The sequence below is a fragment of the Dongia sp. agr-C8 genome (genome assembly GCF_054658695.1).
The window spans coordinates 946791-965932 of sequence record NZ_BAAGHZ010000001.1 but is presented as its reverse complement, the minus strand read 5'-3'; the positions used below and the strand labels follow the sequence as shown (position 1 = coordinate 965932).

Annotated in this window: 16 protein-coding genes; 10 read left to right on the top strand and 6 right to left on the bottom strand. The window is 66.6% G+C overall.

Translation table 11 applies throughout. The annotated features are described in order from the left end of the window. Nucleotides 1-2 precede the first annotated feature (2 nt). From ACYQ4T_RS04435 to ACYQ4T_RS04420, 4 genes are all read right to left on the bottom strand, one after another. Nucleotides 3-269, bottom strand: coding sequence for an exodeoxyribonuclease VII small subunit (locus ACYQ4T_RS04435; protein ID WP_459851070.1), 267 nt, complete (start codon nt 267-269; stop codon nt 3-5). Between the two features lie 156 nt (nt 270-425). Continuing rightward, on the bottom strand, nt 426-1352 hold the full coding sequence (locus ACYQ4T_RS04430) for a histone deacetylase family protein (RefSeq protein ID WP_459851069.1): 927 nt from the start codon (nt 1350-1352) through the stop codon (nt 426-428). Then, entirely contained in the window at nt 1349-1825 is a 477-nt protein-coding gene (locus ACYQ4T_RS04425) for a hypothetical protein (RefSeq protein WP_459851068.1), read from the bottom strand. The genes ACYQ4T_RS04430 and ACYQ4T_RS04425 overlap by 4 nt, the downstream gene beginning before the upstream one ends. Continuing rightward, nucleotides 1807-2184: a DUF423 domain-containing protein gene (locus ACYQ4T_RS04420; protein ID WP_459851067.1), complete on the bottom strand. Its 378-nt coding sequence runs from the start codon at nt 2182-2184 to the stop codon at nt 1807-1809. The genes ACYQ4T_RS04425 and ACYQ4T_RS04420 overlap by 19 nt, the downstream gene beginning before the upstream one ends. Before the next feature lie 93 nt (nt 2185-2277). Between ACYQ4T_RS04420 and ACYQ4T_RS04415 the strand changes: the two genes are divergently transcribed. Continuing rightward, nucleotides 2278-3063, top strand: a complete 786-nt coding sequence (locus tag ACYQ4T_RS04415) for an enoyl-CoA hydratase-related protein (protein ID WP_459851066.1) — start codon at nt 2278-2280, stop codon at nt 3061-3063. Between the two features lie 238 nt (nt 3064-3301). Next, nucleotides 3302-6103 (top strand): response regulator, encoded by a 2802-nt coding sequence (locus ACYQ4T_RS04410; RefSeq protein WP_459851065.1) that lies wholly within the window; start codon nt 3302-3304, stop codon nt 6101-6103. Between the two features lie 19 nt (nt 6104-6122). On the opposite strand, the gene ACYQ4T_RS04405 is transcribed toward ACYQ4T_RS04410, so the two are convergent. Then, nucleotides 6123-7370, bottom strand: coding sequence for a pentapeptide repeat-containing protein (locus ACYQ4T_RS04405; RefSeq protein ID WP_459851064.1), 1248 nt, complete (start codon nt 7368-7370; stop codon nt 6123-6125). 21 nt (nt 7371-7391) lie between these two features. Beyond that, the gene (locus ACYQ4T_RS04400; RefSeq protein ID WP_459851063.1) at nt 7392-7709 is read right to left on the bottom strand and encodes a hypothetical protein; all 318 of its coding nucleotides are present in this window, start codon (nt 7707-7709) and stop codon (nt 7392-7394) included. A 342-nt stretch (nt 7710-8051) separates the two neighbouring features. On the opposite strand from ACYQ4T_RS04400, the gene cysQ reads away from it, so the two are divergent. The 8 genes from cysQ (at nt 8052) to ACYQ4T_RS04360 (ending at nt 19140) form a co-directional block, all read left to right on the top strand. After that, nucleotides 8052-8831 carry a 3'(2'),5'-bisphosphate nucleotidase CysQ gene (gene cysQ / locus ACYQ4T_RS04395; RefSeq protein ID WP_459851062.1) on the top strand — a complete coding sequence of 260 codons (780 nt, stop codon included), beginning with the start codon at nt 8052-8054 and terminating at the stop codon, nt 8829-8831. Then, nucleotides 8828-9784 (top strand): L-threonylcarbamoyladenylate synthase, encoded by a 957-nt coding sequence (locus ACYQ4T_RS04390; protein ID WP_459851061.1) that lies wholly within the window; start codon nt 8828-8830, stop codon nt 9782-9784. Before cysQ ends, ACYQ4T_RS04390 begins: the two co-directional genes overlap by 4 nt. Before the next feature lie 57 nt (nt 9785-9841). Then, nucleotides 9842-11596 carry an acyl-CoA dehydrogenase family protein gene (locus ACYQ4T_RS04385; RefSeq protein WP_459851060.1) on the top strand — a complete coding sequence of 585 codons (1755 nt, stop codon included), beginning with the start codon at nt 9842-9844 and terminating at the stop codon, nt 11594-11596. A gap of 195 nt (nt 11597-11791) precedes the next feature. Continuing rightward, the gene (locus ACYQ4T_RS04380; protein WP_459851059.1) at nt 11792-12760 is read left to right on the top strand and encodes an ABC transporter substrate-binding protein; all 969 of its coding nucleotides are present in this window, start codon (nt 11792-11794) and stop codon (nt 12758-12760) included. Nucleotides 12761-12839: 79 nt separating this feature from the next. Then, nucleotides 12840-13874, top strand: a complete 1035-nt coding sequence (locus ACYQ4T_RS04375; protein WP_459851058.1) for a quaternary amine ABC transporter ATP-binding protein — start codon at nt 12840-12842, stop codon at nt 13872-13874. A 10-nt stretch (nt 13875-13884) separates the two neighbouring features. Further along, nucleotides 13885-15852, top strand: a complete 1968-nt coding sequence (locus tag ACYQ4T_RS04370) for an ABC transporter permease (RefSeq protein ID WP_459851057.1) — start codon at nt 13885-13887, stop codon at nt 15850-15852. Between the two features lie 11 nt (nt 15853-15863). Continuing rightward, nucleotides 15864-16661, top strand: coding sequence for a DeoR/GlpR family DNA-binding transcription regulator (locus ACYQ4T_RS04365; RefSeq protein WP_459851056.1), 798 nt, complete (start codon nt 15864-15866; stop codon nt 16659-16661). Between the two features lie 94 nt (nt 16662-16755). After that, complete coding sequence (locus tag ACYQ4T_RS04360) at nt 16756-19140, top strand: glycoside hydrolase family 3 protein (protein ID WP_459851055.1); 2385 nt, start codon at nt 16756-16758, stop codon at nt 19138-19140. Nucleotides 19141-19142: the final 2 nt, after the last annotated feature.

Sequence of the window (19142 nt, the reverse complement as noted above, 5' to 3'; positions counted from 1 at the left end):
CTTCAGTCCGTATCCATCGGCTGCGTGCCGACCGATCCATTCGCGCCCAGCACGATCTTCTCGACCTTCATCTGCGCCTCGCGCAACTTGGCCTCGCAATGCTGCTTCAAGAGCGCACCGCGTTCATATGAGCTGATCGCCTCGTCGAGCTTGTTGTCGCCGCGCTCCAGCTTCTTCACCAGGTCCTGAAGCTGGGCCAGTGCCTCCTCGAAGCTCAAAGCCGCGATCTCCGCCGGTATCTTGCCGCCGGCGTTCTGGTTCTCCGCCATCTCGTTCTCCAGGGATGGTCGCTGCGAAAAAGCAGCATGGCGCCGGTCCTCCGGCGCCAGAAATTCATCTAGAATCGGCGGCATTCTATATAGCCCTCCCGGCCCAAACAAGCGGCCAGGGGCCAATCTTTTCCCAGTCTCTTCAGGGAGATAAGATCAGGCCTCGCACAAGGCGGCGAGATGGGCGGCAGCACTCTCGCCGAGCGCGCCAAGGTCGTAGCCGCCTTCCAGAGTCGAGACCACGCGCCCGTCGCAGCAGGATTCGGCGAGCGCGCAAAGCCGGGCCGTCGCCCAATGGTAATCCTCGCTCTCGAACTCGAGCGCCGCCAGCGGGTCGCGGCGGTGCGCGTCGAAGCCGGCAGAGATCAGGATCAGCTCCGGCCGGAAGTGCTCGATCGCTGGCAGCACGATCCTCTCCATCGCCGCGCGGAACTCTTCCGAGCCGGCGCCCGGCGGCAGTGGCGCGTTGACAATGTTGCCGACGCCGCGTTCCCCCATTGCCCCGGTGCCGGGATAGAGCGGCATCTGGTGGGTCGAGGCGAAGAACAAGCCCGGGTCGTGGTCGAACATGTGCTGCGTGCCGTTGCCGTGATGGACGTCGAAATCCATCACCGCCACCCGGCTCAAGCCATGCACCGCCCGCGCTTCCGCGGCGCCGATCGCAACATTGTTGAAGATGCAGAAGCCCATCGCCATGTCGCGCTCGGCGTGATGTCCCGGCGGCCGCACGGCGCAGAAGGCGTTCTTGAACTCGCCCGAGACAACGGCGCCGACCGCAGCGGCGACCGCGCCCGCCGCGCGCAACGCCGCCTCGCCCGAACCCGGCGACATCACGGTATCGCCGTCGAGTTGCACCCAGCCCTGTTCCGGCACCGAAGCCAGCGCGTGCCGCACGTAGTCGGCGTCATGCACCCGCTCGATCTGCGCGATCTCGGCCAGCGGCGCCTCGCGCCAGACGACGTCGTTGAACTCCGCCCCTTTGACGGCCTGCAGCACCGCGCCGAGCCGCTGGATCCGTTCCGGATGGCCGGGCCCGGTGTCATGCTGCAGACAGGCCGCGTGGGTGTAGAGCGCCGTGGTCATTCCGCGTCCTCGGCTCCTTCGGTTCCTTCATCCGGCGTCGCTTCCCCGGCGGCGGGCGGCGGGGAGTCGATTGCCTCGGTGCCGGAGATTCGGCTGAGTTCCACCCTAAGGCCGCCTTCGACCCAATAGAGATTCCCAGGTTGCTCGGGGTTCCAGGCGGCCGATGCGAGGTCCTGGCCCAGGCAGGTCACGGTGATCGCGCCGAGATCCTCGTCAAAGCTTGGGTTGCTGCAGGTGCCCTGCGTCAGGGTCGCGACCGATTGGCGATCGATCCGCAACACCTGCCCCGATCCGACATCGGCCGGCGCGGCGCCCTCGATCTTGTCCACGCGCCACAGCCCGACCAGCCGATCGATCGGATCGGTGGTGTTGCGGGTCAGGTCCTGCGGTCCCGCCTGATCCTGTGCGGATGCAACGCAGGGCGCCAGCAAGACCGCGCCGAGCAGAAGCTGCATCACTGTCCGCTGCGCCATGCCTTCCATCCGAAACCAACCAACAGCAACCAGCCGAGCAGCATGAACAGGCCGCCGACCGGCGTCATGAAAGCGAATCCGCGCCAGCCGATCAGCGCGAGCCCATAGAGGCTGCCGGAGAATAGCAAGGCGCCGAGGCAAAAGCACGATCCGGCCCAGCCGCGCAGCCGCGCGTATCCGGCCGGCAATCCGATCAACGCCAGCAGGGCCGCCGCGTGCCAGAGCTGATACTGCGCGCCGGTCTTCACCCATTCGGCCGCAGCCGGCCCGATCAGCGGTTCCGCGCCGTGTGCCGCCCAGGCCCCGAACCCGACGCCGCAGAGCCCGTTCAGCCCGGCCGCGGCCAGCCACTTCCCCATCACGCTGCTCCTCATCCTCGATCGGATTGCCTGTAGCATTGTTGTTCGGCCATGGCATTATCCCGCATCGACGCACCTCGAGTGATTATTCTCATGACCAAATCCAGCATCCTCTACGAGCGCCAGGGCGCCATCCGGCGCATCACCCTCAATCGCCCGGAGAAGCTGAACAGCTTCACCCGCGATATGCTGAGCGAACTTGACGATGCGCTGACCGACATCGCCAACGACGATGAAGCGCGGGCCCTGGTCATCACCGGGTCAGGCCGCGCCTTCTGCGCCGGCCAGGACCTGCGCGAGGCCGGTGCGGTGGAGGACGGCGCCGCGGTCCGCGCCGTGGTCGAGCGGCTCTACAATCCGGCGATCCGGCTGCTGCGCAGCCTGCAGATTCCGGTCCTCGCCGCCGTCAACGGCATTGCCGCGGGCGCCGGCGCCAGCCTCGCCATTGCCTGCGACCTGGTGATCGCCGCGGAATCGGCGAGCTTCGTCCAGGCCTTCTCCAAGATCGGCCTGGTCCCCGATGCCGGCGGCAGCTATTTCATGCCGCGCCTGGTGGGCTCGGCCCGCGCCCTGGGCCTTGCTCTGCTCGCCGAGCCGGTCGATGCCAAGACCGCGCAGCAATGGGGCCTGATCTGGAAAACGGTTCCGGACGCCGATTTTGCGAGAGAGATCGACGCCACCGCCGAGCGCCTGGCCCAACTCCCGACCGCCGCGGTCGCCCTGACCAAACAGGCGCTGAATGCCAGCGGCCATCACTCGCTCGAGCAGCAACTGGCCCTCGAGGCGGAATTGCAGGGCCAAGCCGCTGAAACCGAAGACTTCCAGGAGGGCCTGAAGGCCTTCCTGGAGAAGCGCAACCCACGCTTCATCGGCCGCTGAGGACATCCAGCCTTTAGCTAAAATTTGAGACCAATTTCCTTTTTGGCTGCGAAGGTTGGCGGATGAACTTCATCCTCCGAAAAAGCGCGCCCTTAACGAATCTTTCACCTCAACTGGGCACCATCACATCATCGGGTACGGGTCTCTGCGTTTTCCCCACTGAAAGGGCGAAGCTCTGCGAGCCTCCATGGTCGTCTCGACGACATTGCGGTCGATCCCCGCAGCCAGCAGACGAGCGGTGCGTCTTGTCATCAAGATGCTACCGGTCCTGGTGCTGGTCTGCGGTGTCGCGCTCTCGTTCTATCTCGCCAATGTCATGCGCGGCGAGATCGAGCGCACGGCCGAGGAGCGCTTCGTCCATCAGATCGATCTGGTCAAGAAACGGGTCACCGAACGGCTCGCGCATCTGACGCTGATCTCCGAGCTCGGCCTCGGCATGGTGCAGATCGTCAACAACACCAATCCCGACCAGTGGACCTCCTTCACCAATGGGCTCGATTGGAAGTCGCTGACCGGCCTCATCGGCATCGGCTATGCCGAACGCGCAAAGCCCTATGCGGTCAGCCTGCTGACCCGGCTCTACACCTATTCCTCCGACATCTCGATTGAATCGCTCGGTGATCCGCAAGCCGATCGGATCTATCCGGTCACGCTGTTCGAGCCGGCTTCGGCTGCACCGAATTTCCTCGGCCTCGATCTCGCCTCAGACCGGCGGCTGCGCCAGGCGGCGGACCGCGCGATGACCAGCGGCAAGACCACGCTGTCCAAGGTGATGACCGAGGAAGTCGGCGAGATCGCCGGATCGGCCTTTGTGCTGGCACCGGTCTACACCCCGGGCAGCGCGCCGAAATCGGTCGATGAGCGCCGCGAGCGCCTGGTCGGCTGGGTCGTGCTGCCAGTCGAGTTCGACCAGTTGGTCAACGAAGCGGTCGCCGAGACCGCCAACGTGGTCGATATCCAGGTCTATATGGGCGCGGCCATGCCGGACAACCTGCTTTATGGCACGGCGAGCCCGAGCGCGGCGACGCCCGCGGTCGCGCCCAGCCTGTTCGACATGAGCGCGGTCCCGACCTACAGCCATCACGATATCCTGCAGTTCGCGGACCAGATGCTCACCTTCGAGTTCCGGGCCCGCTCGAATTTCCTGCTGCAACGCGACACCCGGCTGCCGAGCGTCATGCTGACGACCGGTCTTGCGGCGAGCCTGCTCGCCGCCGGCATCATCTGGTCCTTGAGCCGCGCCCAGACCCGCGCCGAGCGCCTGGCGGCGGCGATGACCCAGGATCTGCGCGCCGCCAAGGAGCAGGCCGAATCCGCGAACGTCGCCAAGACCCAATTCCTCGCCACCATGAGCCACGAGATCCGCACGCCGATGAACGGCGTGCTCGGCATGGCGGGCCTCCTCTCCGACACCAAGCTCGATTCCCAGCAGCAGCATTTCGTCGAGGTGCTGCAGCAATCCGGCGAATCGCTGCTCTCCATCATCAACGACATTCTCGACTTCGCGAAGGTCGAGGCTGGCAAGCTCGATCTCGAGGCGATCGAGTTCGAACTCGTCTCCGTGATCGACAGTACGATCGACTTGGTTTCCAGCCGCGCCCATACCAAGGGCATCGAGGTCGCAAGCTTCATCTCGCCGGAAGTCCCCACCATGCTGAAGGGCGACCCCGGCCGGCTGCGCCAGGTGCTGATCAATCTCCTGTCCAACGCGGTGAAGTTCACCGAGTCCGGCGGCGTCAGCGTGACCGTCGAGCTCGCCGACGCCGGCCCGGACGACGTGAAGCTGCATTTCTCGGTGCGCGACACCGGGATCGGCGTGCCGGAACAGGCACGCACCAAGCTGTTCTCGCCGTTCAGCCAGGTCGATGCTTCGATGACCCGGCGCTTCGGCGGCACCGGCCTGGGTCTCGCCATCTGCAAGCAGATCGTCGACCTGATGCAGGGCGATATCGGCGTCGATTCCCGTACCGGCAGCGACAGCGGCAGCACCTTCTGGTTCACCGGCCGGTTCGGCCTCGGCCGCGACCATGCCGACAACACCAATGCCGTCATCGGCAACAAGCTGCGCGGCCGCACCGTGCTGATCGTCGACGACAACACGATCAACCGCGAGATCTTCGCGCGCTACATGAGCGGCTTCGGCGCCCGCGTCCTCTCCTACGAGGACCCGGAAGTGCTGCTGGCCGACCTCGAGCGCAACGCCATTGCCATGCCGATCGCGCTCGCCGTCGTCGACCACATGATGCCGAACCTGACCGGACCGGACTTCCTGACCGCGGCGCGGCGGATGCCCTGGGTGACGATCGAGAAATGCATCCTCTCCTCCTCCGCGGCCATGCTGAACCGCAACCAGGTGCTCGACCTCGGCTATGACGAAAGCCTGCCGAAGCCGGTCCGGCGCTCGGCGCTGATCTCGGCGGTGGCCCAGGTGCTCGGCGTCGGCGAGGCGACCCCGCATCGCGCAGCCCCGGCCGAGCTCATGCCGGGCAACGTGACCGGATCGCTGCTCCGCGTGCTGGTCGTCGAGGACAACCAGGTCAACCAGCTGCTGGTCACCACCATCCTCGCAAAGGCCGGCATGCGAGCCGAGGTCGCGGCCAACGGCGTCGAGGCGGTCCAGGCGGTCCATGCCAGGAGCTTCGACGTGATCCTGATGGACATGCAGATGCCGGAGATGGACGGGCTCGAGGCGACCCGTCGCATTCGCCAGCTGGGCGCCATGGGCAAGGCCGTGCCGATCATCGCCATGACCGCGAACGCGATGCAGGAAGACCGCCGCCGCTGCCTCGAGGCCGGCATGAACGACTTCGTGGCCAAGCCGATCGATTCCGCGGAGCTCTTGCGCAAGATCGCCGCCCATTGCCGGGCCGAGATCGACGAAGCGGCCCTGCATGCGGCATCGCCGGCGGCTGCCGCCGCGCCCGAGGCGCTTTCCGACGACCAGTCGGATGCGCTGGAAGACCTGCTGAACTCGCTGGAGCCGATCGGGGCCTTCGAGGCCGAGAAGGAGCCGGCGTTGGTGAAGCGCGTCGTTCACTGACGGCCGAGCGGTAGTTTCCTCAGGTCGCCGGCTGCGCCGGCTTCAGCAAGTCCCAGAACGCCGCATCGGCGACGGCCTTGCCGAAGTCCACTTCCTTGGCGACCAATCGGCGTGGCGAAGCGCCGGTGAAGTTGGCTTTCACCAGCGTGCAAGCCGAGATCACGCTGGGATGATCCGCGGATTTGGTTGCCGACATCCGCACCGTTTCGACGCCGAGATCCGCACCGCCGAAATTGGCGCCATCCAGCACCGACTGATCGAAGTGGACGCCGCGCAGCTCGGCATTGCTGAGATCGGCGCCGCTGAGATCGGAGTTGAGGAAGCTCGCCAGGTTGAGCGTGGCGCCGATCAGCTTGGTGCCGCGCAGCTTCGCCTCCTTGAACACGGCACCGACCAGCCGCGCCCCCGAGAGGTCGAGGCCGGAAAGGTCCGCGCGCACGAACTCCGCGCGCGCGCCTTCCGCGCCGCCGGAATCGACCCAGCGGACGTGGCGCGCGATCATCTCCTGCAGCTTGTTCCAGGCCTCCGGCGAATCATCGACCCGGATGCTCTCGGAAGTGTCGGCGTTGCAGAGCGCCAGCGTCGAGAGGTCGACGCCGATCAGGTTCGCGCCTTTCAGCACCGCGCCGTCCAGCTTGGCGCCGGCGACGTTCGCACGGTCGAGGCGCGCGCTGGTGAGATCGCAGCGGGAAAGATCGGCACCAGTTAGATCCACGTCCTGGAGCTTCGTCCCGCTGAGATCGGCGCCCTCCAGCTTGGCGTTGCGCATGCTGGCACCGGTGAGATCCGCCCGGCGGACGATCGCACCGCTGAGCCGCGCTCCATCGAGATTGGCGCGGCGCAGGCGCGGTCCCTCCTCCAGCTCGCTGTCGGCCGATGCGTCGGTTGCGCCGCCGTCCATCAGCAGGGCGCCGCTCCGGAGATCGGCGCCGGAGAGCTCGGCGCCGGTGAAGTCGCTGCCCTTGAGCTGCGCACCGCGAAAATCCGCCCTCAAGCAGTTGGTCGATTTCAGATTGGTTCCGGTGAGATCGGCGCCGTAGAGATCGGCGCCTTCGAGCTGGGCCCCGGCGAAATCGCAGTTGATGATCTTCGCGCCGACCAGCTTGGCGCGGGAGAGATTGACTCCCCGCAGCGAGACTCCGTCGAGCCGCAGTCGGCTGAGGTCGGCCCGCTTGCCGCCCTTCTCACCATAGAGCCAGAGCTGATGCGCGGCCAGCACGCCCCAAAGCTCTTCCAGGGGCATGGTGTAGGTCCCTGCGCTCGTCATGTTCATGCGCTCGCCCTCGGCCTAGAGGGAAAATGCCAGGGCGACACGCTCGCCGTTCCGGGTGATCGACTTGGCCGCGCGCTTCGGCAGCGGGATCTTGCGCTTGATGCAGTGGGCGATCAGCAAAGCGCCAAGCACCTGCGCACCGAGATCGACCAGCGACTGTTCGCCGGTCTGCGCGACGATGGTTGCCGAGACGCTGACGTCCGCCCCCTCGCTCACGGCGATCCGGCCCAGCTTGTCGCGCTCGCCCATCTTCTTGCTGGTGATCAGGTAGGAAAGGACGGCGGTGGCAAGCTCGTCCATGGAGAAAGTCAATCGACGGTGTTCTTCGATCATACGCGGCCTTCTGTGGTGTAACGTTCCAATTCGACCGAGGAGGCAAGCGACGGATGAGGGGCGCTGACGCTGCATCGCCCGCCGCAGGGAGACGCAAGTCCCCCCGGTGAGCGGGCGACTCGTGATAATTCACAGATTCTAGGAGGGATATTTTCTATACGCTATGGTTTATTTTCCTTACAGAATGCTGAACGCCTTGGTTGCATCCCGTAATTGGGGTAAGCAGGCCCGTTCCACCCCCCGCAATCTCCTATAAGTGCCCCATTTCCGACGCGACGGCGTGGACTGGCTATTTCGTCTGCATTCCCTATGATCCCCGCCGCCGAAAAAACCGAGGTTCCCGTGAGCGACATATCCAGCAATGCCTTGAAGGACGAGTTGGTGGCGGTGGCCCGCAAGGCCGGCGCCGTGATTCTCGACATCTACAACCGCGACTTCGAGACCCTGCGGAAAGCCGACCGCTCGCCGGTCACCGAGGCGGATACCGCGGCGGAAGCTGTGATCCTGGAAGCGCTCGCGCGCCTGGTGCCCGAGGTTCCCGTGATCGCCGAGGAGCAATCCGCCAAGGACGGGGTGCCCGTCACGGCGCCGAGGCGCTTCTTCCTGGTCGATCCGCTCGACGGCACCAAGGAGTTCATCGCCAAGAACGGCGAGTTCACCGTCAACATCGCGCTGGTCGTGGACGGCCGGCCGGTGCTCGGTATCGTCTATCTGCCGGCGACCGATGCCTGCTATGCCGGGCTCCGCGGCAAGGCCGAGCGCCGCATCGGCACCGGCGTGCCGGAAGCGATCACCGCGCGCGCGGCGCCGGCGGAAGGCCTCACCATGGCGATCAGCCGCTCCCACGCCGACCATGGCGAGATCGAGCGCGCGAAGGAGAAGTTCACCATCGCCGGCACCATCGTCGCCGGCAGCTCGCTCAAATTCTGCCGCATCGCCGAGGGCGTCGCTGATCTCTACCCGCGCTTCGGCAACACGATGGAATGGGACACCGCGGCGGGCCAGGCCGTGCTGGAAGCAGCCGGCGGCCGGGTTGAAACCACCGATGGCGCGCCGCTCGGCTACGGAAAGGCGGGCTTCCGCAATCCGCACTTCATCGCCTACGGGCGCGCCCGCGCTTGACCGCGCCGATCCTCGAACCGACAGCGGCCAATCTGGCACTCGCCGCGACGGCCTTGCGCGAAGGCAAGCTGGTCGCCTTCCCGACCGAGACCGTCTACGGCCTCGGCGGCGACGCGACCAGCGACCGCGCGGTCGCCGCGATCTATGCCGCCAAGGGCCGGCCGAGCTTCAACCCGCTGATCGTCCACGTCGCCAGCCTCGCGGCGGCCGGCAAGCTGGTCGAGGTGACGCCGCTGGCCGAAATCCTGGCGCGCAAGTTCTGGCCGGGTGCGCTGACCCTGGTCTTGCCGCGCAAGGTCCATTGCGGACTCTCGCTGCTGGTGAGCGCCGGGCTGGACAGCGCCGCGATCCGCGTGCCGGCGCATCCCGCGGCGCAAGGCCTGCTCTCGATTTGCGGCCTGCCGCTCGCCGCCCCCAGCGCCAACCCTTCGGGCAAGATGAGTCCGACGCGCGCCGAGCATGTCGCGGCGACGCTCGGCGACAAGGTCGCGGCGATCATCGACGGCGGGCCGTGCAAGGTCGGCATCGAATCCACGGTGGTCAGTCTGTTGAATGCGACGCCGAAGATCCTGCGTCCCGGCGGCATCACCGCCGAGCAGCTTGCCGAAGCCTTGCAGATGCCGGTCGAGGCGGGATCGGAATCCGGTCCGCTGCACAGCCCCGGCCAGTTGGAGAGTCACTACGCCCCGTTGCTCCCTCTGCGGCTCAATGCGGATTCGGTCGGCGCCGGCGAAGCGCTGCTGGCCTTCGGCGCCAAGCCGCCGGCCGCGGCGCGGTCGCTGAATCTCAGCAGCAGCGGCGATCTCGAAGAGGCGGCCGCCAATCTCTTCGCCATGCTGCGCGAGCTCGATCGCCCGGATTTCACGCGCATCGCGGTGATGCCGATTCCGGAGACCGGCCTCGGCGTCGCCATCAACGACCGCTTGCGGAGAGCGGCAGCGCCCCGGCGCTAAGGCTTCCCAACCGGGATTGATCCAGCGCATCATGGGACTCTCCCAGGGGAGATGACCATGTCCGATTACAGCGCGCCGGTTACCGATATTCTCTTCACCATGAAGGCCATCGCCGGCCTCGAGGACCTGGCCAGTCTGCCCGGCTATGCCGATGCGACGCCCGAGACCGTGCAAGCGATCCTCGAAGAGGCGGGCAAGTTCGCCGGCGAAGTACTGGCGCCGTTGAATGCGATCGGGGACCGCGAGGGAGCCAAGCTGGAGAACGGCGTCGTGCGCACGCCCACCGGCTCCAAGGAGGCCTACAAGGGCTTTGCCGAGGCCGGCTGGAACGCCGTCGCCTTCGATCCCGACTACGGCGGCCAGGGCATGCCCTGGGTGCTGACCAGCGCATTGCAGGAGATCTGGAACGCGGCCGACATGGCCTTCTCGCTCTGTCCGCTGCTGACCCAGGGCGCCATCGAGGCGCTGCAGTATGTCGGCACGCCGGAGCAGAAGCAGACCTACCTGCCGAAGATGATCAGCGGGCAGTGGACCGGCACGATGAACCTGACCGAGCCGCAGGCCGGCACCGATCTCGGCGCGATCCGCACCCGCGCCGAGCCCGCGGCGGACGGCACCTATCGCCTCAGGGGCCAAAAAATCTTCATCACCTACGGCGAGCACGATCTCACCGAGAACATCGTGCATTTCGTGCTGGCGCGCCTGCCGGATGCGCCGGCCGGATCCAAGGGCATCTCGCTGTTCATCGTGCCGAAGTTCATCCCGAATGCCGACGGCAGCCTCGGCCCGCGCAACGACCTGCGCGTCGTCTCCCTGGAGAAGAAGCTCGGCATCCATGCCTCGCCGACCTGTGTCATGGCCTATGGCGACAATGAAGGCGCCGTCGCCTATCGGGTCGGCGAGCCCAATCGCGGCCTCGAGTATATGTTCATCATGATGAACAACGCGCGGCTCGCGGTCGGCATCCAGGGCCTCGCGATCGGCGAGCGCGCCTATCAGCATGCCGTCGCCTATGCGCGCCAGCGGGTGCAGGGCACGCCGGTCGATGGGACCAAGGGCGCGCCGATCCTGCATCACCCCGACGTGCGGCGGAATCTCCTGATCATGCGCGCGCTCACCGAAGGCATGCGCGCGCTGGTGCTCTACTGCGCCGGCGCTCTTGACCGGGCGAAACGCCATCCCGATGAGGCGACACGCGAACGCAACCAGGCGCTGACCGACCTGCTGATCCCGATCGTGAAAGCCTGGTGCACCGACCAGGGCGTGCGCGTGGCGTCATTGGGCGTGCAGGTGCACGGCGGCGTCGGCTTCATCGAGCAGACCGGCGCCGCGCAATACTTCCGGGATTCGCGGATCGCGCCGATCTACGAAGGGACCAATGGCATCCAGGCGATGGACCTGCTCGGGCGCAAGCTGTTGCGCGACCAGGGCAAGGCGATGCAGGGCCTGATCGCCGAGATTGCCGGAAGTCTCGACGGGCTCGACGATAAGGCCGCGCTCAAGGCCGCGTTGCAGCAGATGGAACGCGCGACCGCCTATCTGCTGAAGACCGGCGCCGGCGATCTGCCGGCGGCGCTCGCCGTCGCGACGCCTTATCTCGGCCTCTGTGGCACGGTGATCGCGGGCTGGCTGCTGGCGCGCGCGGCCGCGGCGGCGGGGAACCAATCTGGTCTCGCCCCCGATTTCGTCGCGGCGAAAGCGGCGACCGCCGCATTTTTCAGCAGCAATCTCCTGGTCGAGGCTGAAACCGAGGCAGCACGGGTCACCGGCGGCGGCGCCAGCACCCTCGCCTTCCCGCTCGAGGCGTTCTGACGCCAAATCCACATCCGTTGACCAGATTTGTCTTTGCGGACCGCTCCAACTTCGTGTTTGATGTTGGAATTGCGTGGGAAGGCCACATGCATTCCCAGCGCCGATCGCATCACCGAGGAGCGACGACGATCCAGAATCCAACGTGAAGACAGGGCATCTCCGGGGCCAAATGCCGGAGCAACAGGGAGGCCAAAAATGAAAAGCTTGTTGTCCGGCGCCGTGAGCGCTGCAGTCTTGAGTATCGCATTGCTGTCGGCGGGGGCGCCGGCGGCCAACGCGGATCCTGAGAGCACCGATCCGATCAAGATCGCGATGTTCGACTGGACCAGCGTCAACATCAACGCGACCATTCTTTCCAAGATCCTGAAGGCCAAGGGCTACAACGTCGAGCTCGTGACCTCGGATTACCTCTCCAGCCTGCAGACCGGCTTGCAGACCGGCGACCTCACCATCGGCGTCGAATACTGGGACACCACCGCCGGCGAAGCCATGGCCGCGGCGGATGCCAGCGGCAAGACCGAGAAGCTCGGCATGCTCGGGCCGAAGGCGAAAGAGGAATGGTGGTATCCGGAATACATGAAGGAGAAGTGCCCCGGCCTGCCGAACTGGGAAGCACTGAAGGATCCGAAATGCGCGGAAGCCTTCTCGACGCCGGAGACCGCGCCGAAGGGCCGCTATCTCGGCGGCCCGACCACCTGGGGCGGCTTCGACGACGAGCGGGTCGAGGCGCTGGGCCTGCCCTTCGAGGTGGTGCATGCCGGCACCGATGCCGCGATGTTCGCCGAGCTGGAATCCGCCTATCAGCGCAAGGCGCCGATCATGCTCTGGATCTACAGCCCGCATTGGGCGCCCGCCAAGTACAAGGGCGAGTGGGTCGCGTTCCCGGAGAACACGCCGGAATGCTACACCGACCCGAAATGGGGCCTCAATCCCGACATGGCCTATGATTGCGGCAAACCGCATGGCGAGATCTGGAAATACGGCTGGGGCGGGATGAAGGACAAGTGGCCCGGCGCCTACAAGATCGCCAAGGCCTACACGATCCCGGTCGAGGACCTGAACGCGCTGTCCGGCCAAGTCGATCTCGACAACAAGTCGATGGACGAAGTTGCCGATGCCTGGATCGCCAAGAACCAGAGCACGATCGACGGCTGGTCGAAGTAACGGCCGAGGGTAACAGCCTCGTTCGAGACGAGATCCGCGCCGGTTGGCAGCTTCCGGCGCGGATCTTATGATTGGCGGGATGATGGCGGACAACGACAAGGTGAAGCTCGCCTGCCGGGGCGTGTGGAAAGTCTTCGGGCGCGGGGCGGAAGAGTTCATGGCCAACGAGCCTACGCCCTCTTCCGACGCGCTGCGCGCCGCCGGATTGATGGCGGGCGTGCGCGATGTCTCACTCGACATCGGCGAGGGCGAGATCTTCATCGTCATGGGGCTCTCGGGATCGGGCAAGTCCACCCTGCTGCGCTGCCTGTCGCGGCTGGTCGAGCCCACCGCCGGCCAGGTCTTCTTCGAGGGCAGCGACCTGATGCGCGCCAGCGAAGCGGAGCTGATCGAGATCCGCCGCCACAAGATGGGCATGGTATTCCAGCACTTCGCGCTGCTGCCGCATCTTTCGGTGCTGAACAATGTCGCCTTCCCGCTCGCCATCCAGAGCGTTCCCAAGCCCGAACGCGAAGCACGCGCCCGCGAGGTGATCGAGCTGGTGGGCCTGGGCGGCCGCGAGAACGCCTTTCCCCGCCAGCTCTCCGGCGGGCAGCAGCAGCGGGTCGGCATCGCCCGCAGCCTGGCGGTGAAGCCGGAGCTCTGGTTCCTGGACGAGCCCTTCTCGGCCTTGGATCCGCTTATCCGCGGCGAGATGCAGGACGAGCTCTTGCGCCTGCAGAGCGTCCTCAAGAAGACCATGATCTTCGTGACCCATGATTTCGACGAGGCGATCAAGCTTGCCGACCGGATCGCGATCATGAAGGACGGTTCGGTGATCCAGCTCGGCACCCCGGAACAGCTGGTGCTCGAGCCCGCCGACGACTACGTCGCCGCCTTCACCCGCAACGTCCAGCGCGCCAAGGTGGTCACCGCCCGCAGCGTCATGGGCCCGATCCGCAACACCAGCGTCCAGTACATCGTGCGCGCGACGGACAAGATCGCCGACATCGCACCGGCGGTGATCGAGGCCGCCGGCCCGGTTCCGGTGATCGACGAGCAGCAGATGATCATCGGCGCGCTCTCGCCTCAGGCCGTCATCGACACCCTGGTCGGCAAGGATGCGCGGGCGTGACCCGGCCGGCATGACCGATCTGGCGCTGCATCCCCGGACCCTGCCGCGCTTCCGCTTCGGGATGCTCTGGGCGGCGCTGGGCCTGGTCGCGCTGGTGCTCTGGCTGCAACCCGATCTCGCCGCCTGGGCGGTGAAGTATCCGCGTTCCGCCGTGGTACCGATCGCAGCCTGGATCGGCGCCACGATGAAGTGGCTGATCGAGCATTTCCAGTTCCTCACCCGCGGCCTCGCCGCGGTCATCGACATCCCGCTGCAGATCGCCTTCGCGGTCCTCGCCAAGGGCTTCGTCGTCTTCGGCATCGAGGTCCCGCGCCTCGCCTGGCTGGGTGTCGCGGGCGCCGCGGCGATCGCCGGCTATGCCTATGGCGGGATCCGGCTCGCGCTGGTCAGCGGGATCTGCTTCCTCTACATCGCGCTGTTCGGCCAGTGGGACAGCGCCATGCTGACGCTGGCGCTGGTGATCATCTGCGTGCCGTTCGGCGTCGCGCTTGGCCTCCTCTTCGGCATCCTCGCCTACCGCTCCAAATGGCTCGACGCCTGGTTCGTGCGGCCCTCGCTCGACCTCGCCCAGACCATCCCGGCTTTCGCCTATCTGGTGCCGATCCTGCTGCTGTTCGGCTCCGGCCCGGTGCCGGGCCTGATCGCCACCGCGATCTTCGCCTCGCCGCCGATGGTGCGCGCGACCAAGCTCGCGCTCGAACAGGTCTCCGAGGACATCCAGTCCTTCGCCGACATGGCCGGCTGCACCCGTCGGCAGAAGCTCTGGCGGGTCATGCTGCCGACCGCGCGGCCGATGCTGATGATCGGCGTCAACCAGGTGATCATGATGACCCTCAACATGGTCATCATCTCCTCGATGATCGGCGCGGGGGGCCTCGGCTACGACGTGCTGCTGGCCTTGCGGGCGTTGAAGATCGGCGCCGGCCTTGAAGCCGGCCTCGCCATCAGCGCGCTCGCCATCGCGCTCGACCGGATCAGCGCCGCCGCTTCCCAGCAGGTGCGGCGGCCCGTCATGCTCGGCGCTTCCTTCACGCAGCGGCACCCCTATCTGACCGCCGCCCTGGCCTGGCTGGTCGTGACGACGCTGCTGAGCCTGGTCGTCCCTGCGGTCGGCAAGCTGCCGAAGGAAATGACCCTCACCACCGGGCCGTTCTGGAACGCGCTGATCGAATGGATCAACGTCAACCTGTTTGACGTCATCGACGCCATTAGGACCTGGCTGCTGCTCAATGTGCTCAATCCGGTGAAGAACTTCCTCGCCGCCCTACCCTGGATCGTGTTCGTCGCGGCCGGCACCTTGCTCGGCTACCAGTTGGCCGGCTGGCGACTTGCCTTACTAGTCGGCCTGATGCTCCTATTCCCTGCGGTGACGGGGCTTTGGGAAAAGACCATGCTCTCGGTCTATCTCTGCGGAATCTCGGCCTTCTTCTCCTGCCTGATCGGCATTCCAATCGGCGCCTGGGCGGCGCGCATTCCGGCGGTCGACCGCGTGATGAGCGTGGTCGAAGCCACGCTGCAGACCCTGCCGAGCTTGGTCTACCTGATCCCCGTGGTCATGCTGTTCCGGGTCGGCGACGTCACGGCGATGATCGCCATCGTCGCCTACGCAGTCAGCTTCGCGATTTACTACACCACCGCCGGCATCAAGCAGGTGCCGCCCGACCTGATCGAAGCGGCACGGGCCATGGGCTGCACCCCGCGCCAGATCCAGTGGCGCGTCCAGCTGCCGCTGGCGCTGCCGGCGATCATGCTCGGCATCAACCAGACGGTCCTGATGTCGCTTGCCATGCTGGTGATCACTGCGCTGGTCGGCACCCGGGACCTCGGCCAGGCGGTGTTCACCGCCCTGGCGAAGGCCGACGGCGGCGGTGGATTGACGGCTGGCCTTGCGATAGCCTTTCTCGGTATTGTCGCCGACCGGCTGATCGTGGCCGGCGCCCGGCGGCTGCGCCGGCGGATGGGGTTGCCGGAAACCTGAGACGGGACCTGATGATCGAGACCGACCAGCTCAGCCTGCTCGCGAACCTGCGCCTGAACGACCGCCAGGGCCAGCTGCTGGAGCAGCTGCGGCGTCATCGTTCCGCAACCATCGCGGCGCTGGCCAAGGAGCTCGACGTCTCGACCGAGACGGTGCGGCGCGACGTGCGCTGGCTCGCCGCCAAGGGCCTGGTGGCGAAGAGCCATGGCAGCGTTGCCTGGCCCGACCGCCGCGAGGATCGGCCCTTGGAGCGCCGCCTCCTCGTCAACATGCCGGCCAAGCAGGCGATCGCTTCGGCCGTGGCGCGCGAGATCGCCGACGGCGAATCGCTGCTGATCGACACCGCCAGCACCAACATTTATGTCGCGGAGGCCCTGCAGGGGCATCGTGGCCTCACCGCCGTCACCAACTCGGCGCCGATTGCCCAGCGCCTGAGCCAGGGCGAGGGCAGCAAGGTGCTGCTGGCCGGCGGCGAGGTGCGGGCGGATGACAGCGCCGCCTTCGGCCCCTCGACCCTCGCCTTCCTCGAGCAGTTCCAGGTCGACACCGCGATCATCTCCGCGGCGGCGATCAACGCCGAGACCGGAGTCATGGACAACCATCTCTGCGAGGCCGAGGTCTGCCAGGCGCTGGTCCGCCATGCGCATCGCGTGATCCTGGCCGCGGACCAGACCAAGTTCTCGGCGCAAGGCCTGGTCGTCGCCTGCAAGTTCGACGACATCGACCTTCTGATCACCGACGGACCGCCGCCGGCCGAATTGGCGAAGCGTCTGGAAGCCGCCGATGTCGAGGTGCAGATTGCCGGGTGAAACCCCGGCGCGTTCCCGACGTTTCTCCACCGCCTGTCTTTCAGGCCTCGTCGTATTCGCTCTCATCCGGTCCGCCACTGCGGAGTCACAGCAAATGCCGGCATCAGCATCCGTCGCCCATCCCGAGCTCTGGCCGGAGGCGCACAGCGCCGGGCTGGTCGATCCCCAGACCGAGGCTTTCATCACCGACCTGATGGCGAAGATGAGTCTGCGCGAGAAGGTCGGGCAGATGATCCAGGGCGACATCGAGGCCACGGTTCCGGACGACCTGCGCCAATATCCGCTGGGCTCGGTGCTGGCGGGCGGCAACTCGGCGCCACCCAACTATAAGGACGACAATGTCGCGATTGATGTCTGGATCCGCACCACGGCGGCCTATCATGCCGTCGCCGTCGAGCAGCGGCCGGGCCATGTGCCGATCCCGCTGATCATGGGTGTCGATTCCGTGCACGGTGCCTCGAACTTCACCGGCGCCACGGTCTTCCCGCACAATATCGGCCTCGGCGCCGCGCGCGATCCCGAGCTCATCGCTGAGATCGCTGCCGTCACCGCGACCGAGACCGCGGCCTCCGGCTTCGACTGGGCCTTCGGACCGGCGGTCTCGGTGCCGCAGGACGACCGCTGGGGCCGCACCTTCGAAGGCTATTCCGAGCGGCCGGAGATCACCGCCGAATATGCCGCGGCCTATGTGAAGGGCCTGCAGGGCGATCCCGGCACCACCCGCATCCAGGACGGCAAGGTCGCGGCTTCCGCCAAGCACTACCTCGCCGACGGCGGCACGCGGGACGGCGTCGACCAGGGCGACGCGGCGATCACCGAACAGGAGATGATCGCGCTGCATGCGCCGGGCTATGTCGCCGCGGTCAATGCCGGCGCCATGACGGTGATGGCGAGCTTCTCCTCCTGGAACGGCGCCAAGATGCACGGCAACAAGAGCCTGCTGACCGACATCCTGAAGGGCCGGCTCGGCTTCGACGGCTTCATCGTCGGCGACTGGAACGCGCATAGCCAGGTGCCGGGCTGCAACGGCGGCGACTGCCCGGTGGTCTTCAACGCCGGCCTCGACATGGCGATGGCGCCGCACCGCTGGAAGGAGCTGTTTGACAACACGGTGAAGGAAGCGGAGGACGGCACCATTCCTCTCGCACGCATTGACGATGCGGTCCGCCGCATCCTGCGGGTCAAGGTGAAGCTCGGCCTGTTCGATCCGGCCCGGCCCGGCATCGACGGCAACAAGCTGGCGACGCCGGAGCACCGCGCCGTGGCGCGGCGCGCGGTGCAGGAATCGATCGTGTTGCTGAAGAACAACGGCAACCTGCTCCCTATTCGCCCGAACAGCCGCGTGCTGGTCACCGGCAGCCATGCCGACGATATCGGCCTGCAATCCGGCGGCTGGACCATCTCCTGGCAGGGCCGCGGCGGCCACAACGAAGACTTCAAGCAAGGCGTCAGCCTCTGGGCCGGATTGAAGTCGGCGATCGAGGCGAGCGGCGGCAGCGCCACCTTGAGCGCCGACGGCAAGTTCAGCGGCGTTAAGCCCGATGTCGCCATCGTCATCTTCGGCGAGCAGCCCTATGCCGAGCATGTCGGCGATATTGGCCGCATCGACTTCTCCTTCGCGGACCGCACCGGCCTCGAAACACTGAAAGCCTTGAAGGCCCAGGGCATCCCGACCGTGGCGGTCTTCCTCTCCGGCCGGCCGCTCTGGGTCAACCCGGAGATCAACCAGTCGGACGCCTTTGTCGCCGGATTCCTGCCCGGCACCGAGGGCGAAGGCGTCGCCGACGTGCTGGTCGCGAAGGCCGACGGCACGCCCAACAAGGACTTCCACGGCAAACTGAGCTACAGCTGGCCGAAGCGCCCCGACCAGGCCGTGCTCAATGTCGGCCAGCCGGGCTACGATCCACTCTTCGCCTATGACTACGGTTTGCGATACGGCGACCGCGTGACCGTGCCGCAGCTCGACGAGACGCCGAGCGCGGCGGCCGCGATGAACATCGCGACCTACTACACGCCGGGCAAGCTGGTCGATCCCTGGACCTTGAAGAGCCTCGGCGACGTTGCCAGCCAGGCGGTCGACAGCGCCGATCGCCAGGAGGGTGCCTTGCGATTCATCTTCACCGGCCATGGCACGGTACGGATCATCGGTCCCGCCGTCGACCTGCGCGCCGAGGCCGGCAAGAGCCTGCGCATCGACTACCGGGTCGATTCACCGCCCAAGGAACGCGTCAGCCTGACGATGGGCGGCAACGGCGCGCCGGTCGACATCACCGAGCTTTTCGCCAAGAGCCCGGTCGGCAGCTGGACCAGCCTCACGGTGCCGCTGGCCTGTTTCGAGGCGGCCGGCGCCGATCTCGGCAGCGTCGCGACGCCCTTCCTGCTGGAGAATCACGGCGCCTTCACCCTCTCGATCACCGGGATCCGCTTGGACGATGCTGGCGGCGACGCGAAATGCCCTGGGATCGTGGCGACGCAGTAGGA

Bases quoted from the DNA above. Each gene is read 5' to 3' on its own strand.
- ACYQ4T_RS04435 (WP_459851070.1), bottom strand. From the start codon at position 269: ATGGCGGAGAACCAGAACGCCGGCGGCAAGATACCGGCGGAGATCGCG.
- ACYQ4T_RS04430 (WP_459851069.1), bottom strand. From the start codon at position 1,352: ATGACCACGGCGCTCTACACCCACGCGGCCTGTCTGCAGCATGACACC.
- ACYQ4T_RS04425 (WP_459851068.1), bottom strand. From the start codon at position 1,825: ATGGCGCAGCGGACAGTGATGCAGCTTCTGCTCGGCGCGGTCTTGCTG.
- ACYQ4T_RS04420 (WP_459851067.1), bottom strand. From the start codon at position 2,184: ATGGGGAAGTGGCTGGCCGCGGCCGGGCTGAACGGGCTCTGCGGCGTC.
- ACYQ4T_RS04415 (WP_459851066.1), top strand. From the start codon at position 2,278: ATGACCAAATCCAGCATCCTCTACGAGCGCCAGGGCGCCATCCGGCGC.
- ACYQ4T_RS04405 (WP_459851064.1), bottom strand. From the start codon at position 7,370: ATGACGAGCGCAGGGACCTACACCATGCCCCTGGAAGAGCTTTGGGGC.
- ACYQ4T_RS04400 (WP_459851063.1), bottom strand. From the start codon at position 7,709: ATGATCGAAGAACACCGTCGATTGACTTTCTCCATGGACGAGCTTGCC.
- ACYQ4T_RS04385 (WP_459851060.1), top strand. From the start codon at position 9,842: ATGTCCGATTACAGCGCGCCGGTTACCGATATTCTCTTCACCATGAAG.
- ACYQ4T_RS04380 (WP_459851059.1), top strand. From the start codon at position 11,792: ATGAAAAGCTTGTTGTCCGGCGCCGTGAGCGCTGCAGTCTTGAGTATC.
- ACYQ4T_RS04375 (WP_459851058.1), top strand. From the start codon at position 12,840: ATGATGGCGGACAACGACAAGGTGAAGCTCGCCTGCCGGGGCGTGTGG.
- ACYQ4T_RS04370 (WP_459851057.1), top strand. From the start codon at position 13,885: ATGACCGATCTGGCGCTGCATCCCCGGACCCTGCCGCGCTTCCGCTTC.
- ACYQ4T_RS04365 (WP_459851056.1), top strand. From the start codon at position 15,864: ATGATCGAGACCGACCAGCTCAGCCTGCTCGCGAACCTGCGCCTGAAC.
- ACYQ4T_RS04360 (WP_459851055.1), top strand. From the start codon at position 16,756: ATGCCGGCATCAGCATCCGTCGCCCATCCCGAGCTCTGGCCGGAGGCG.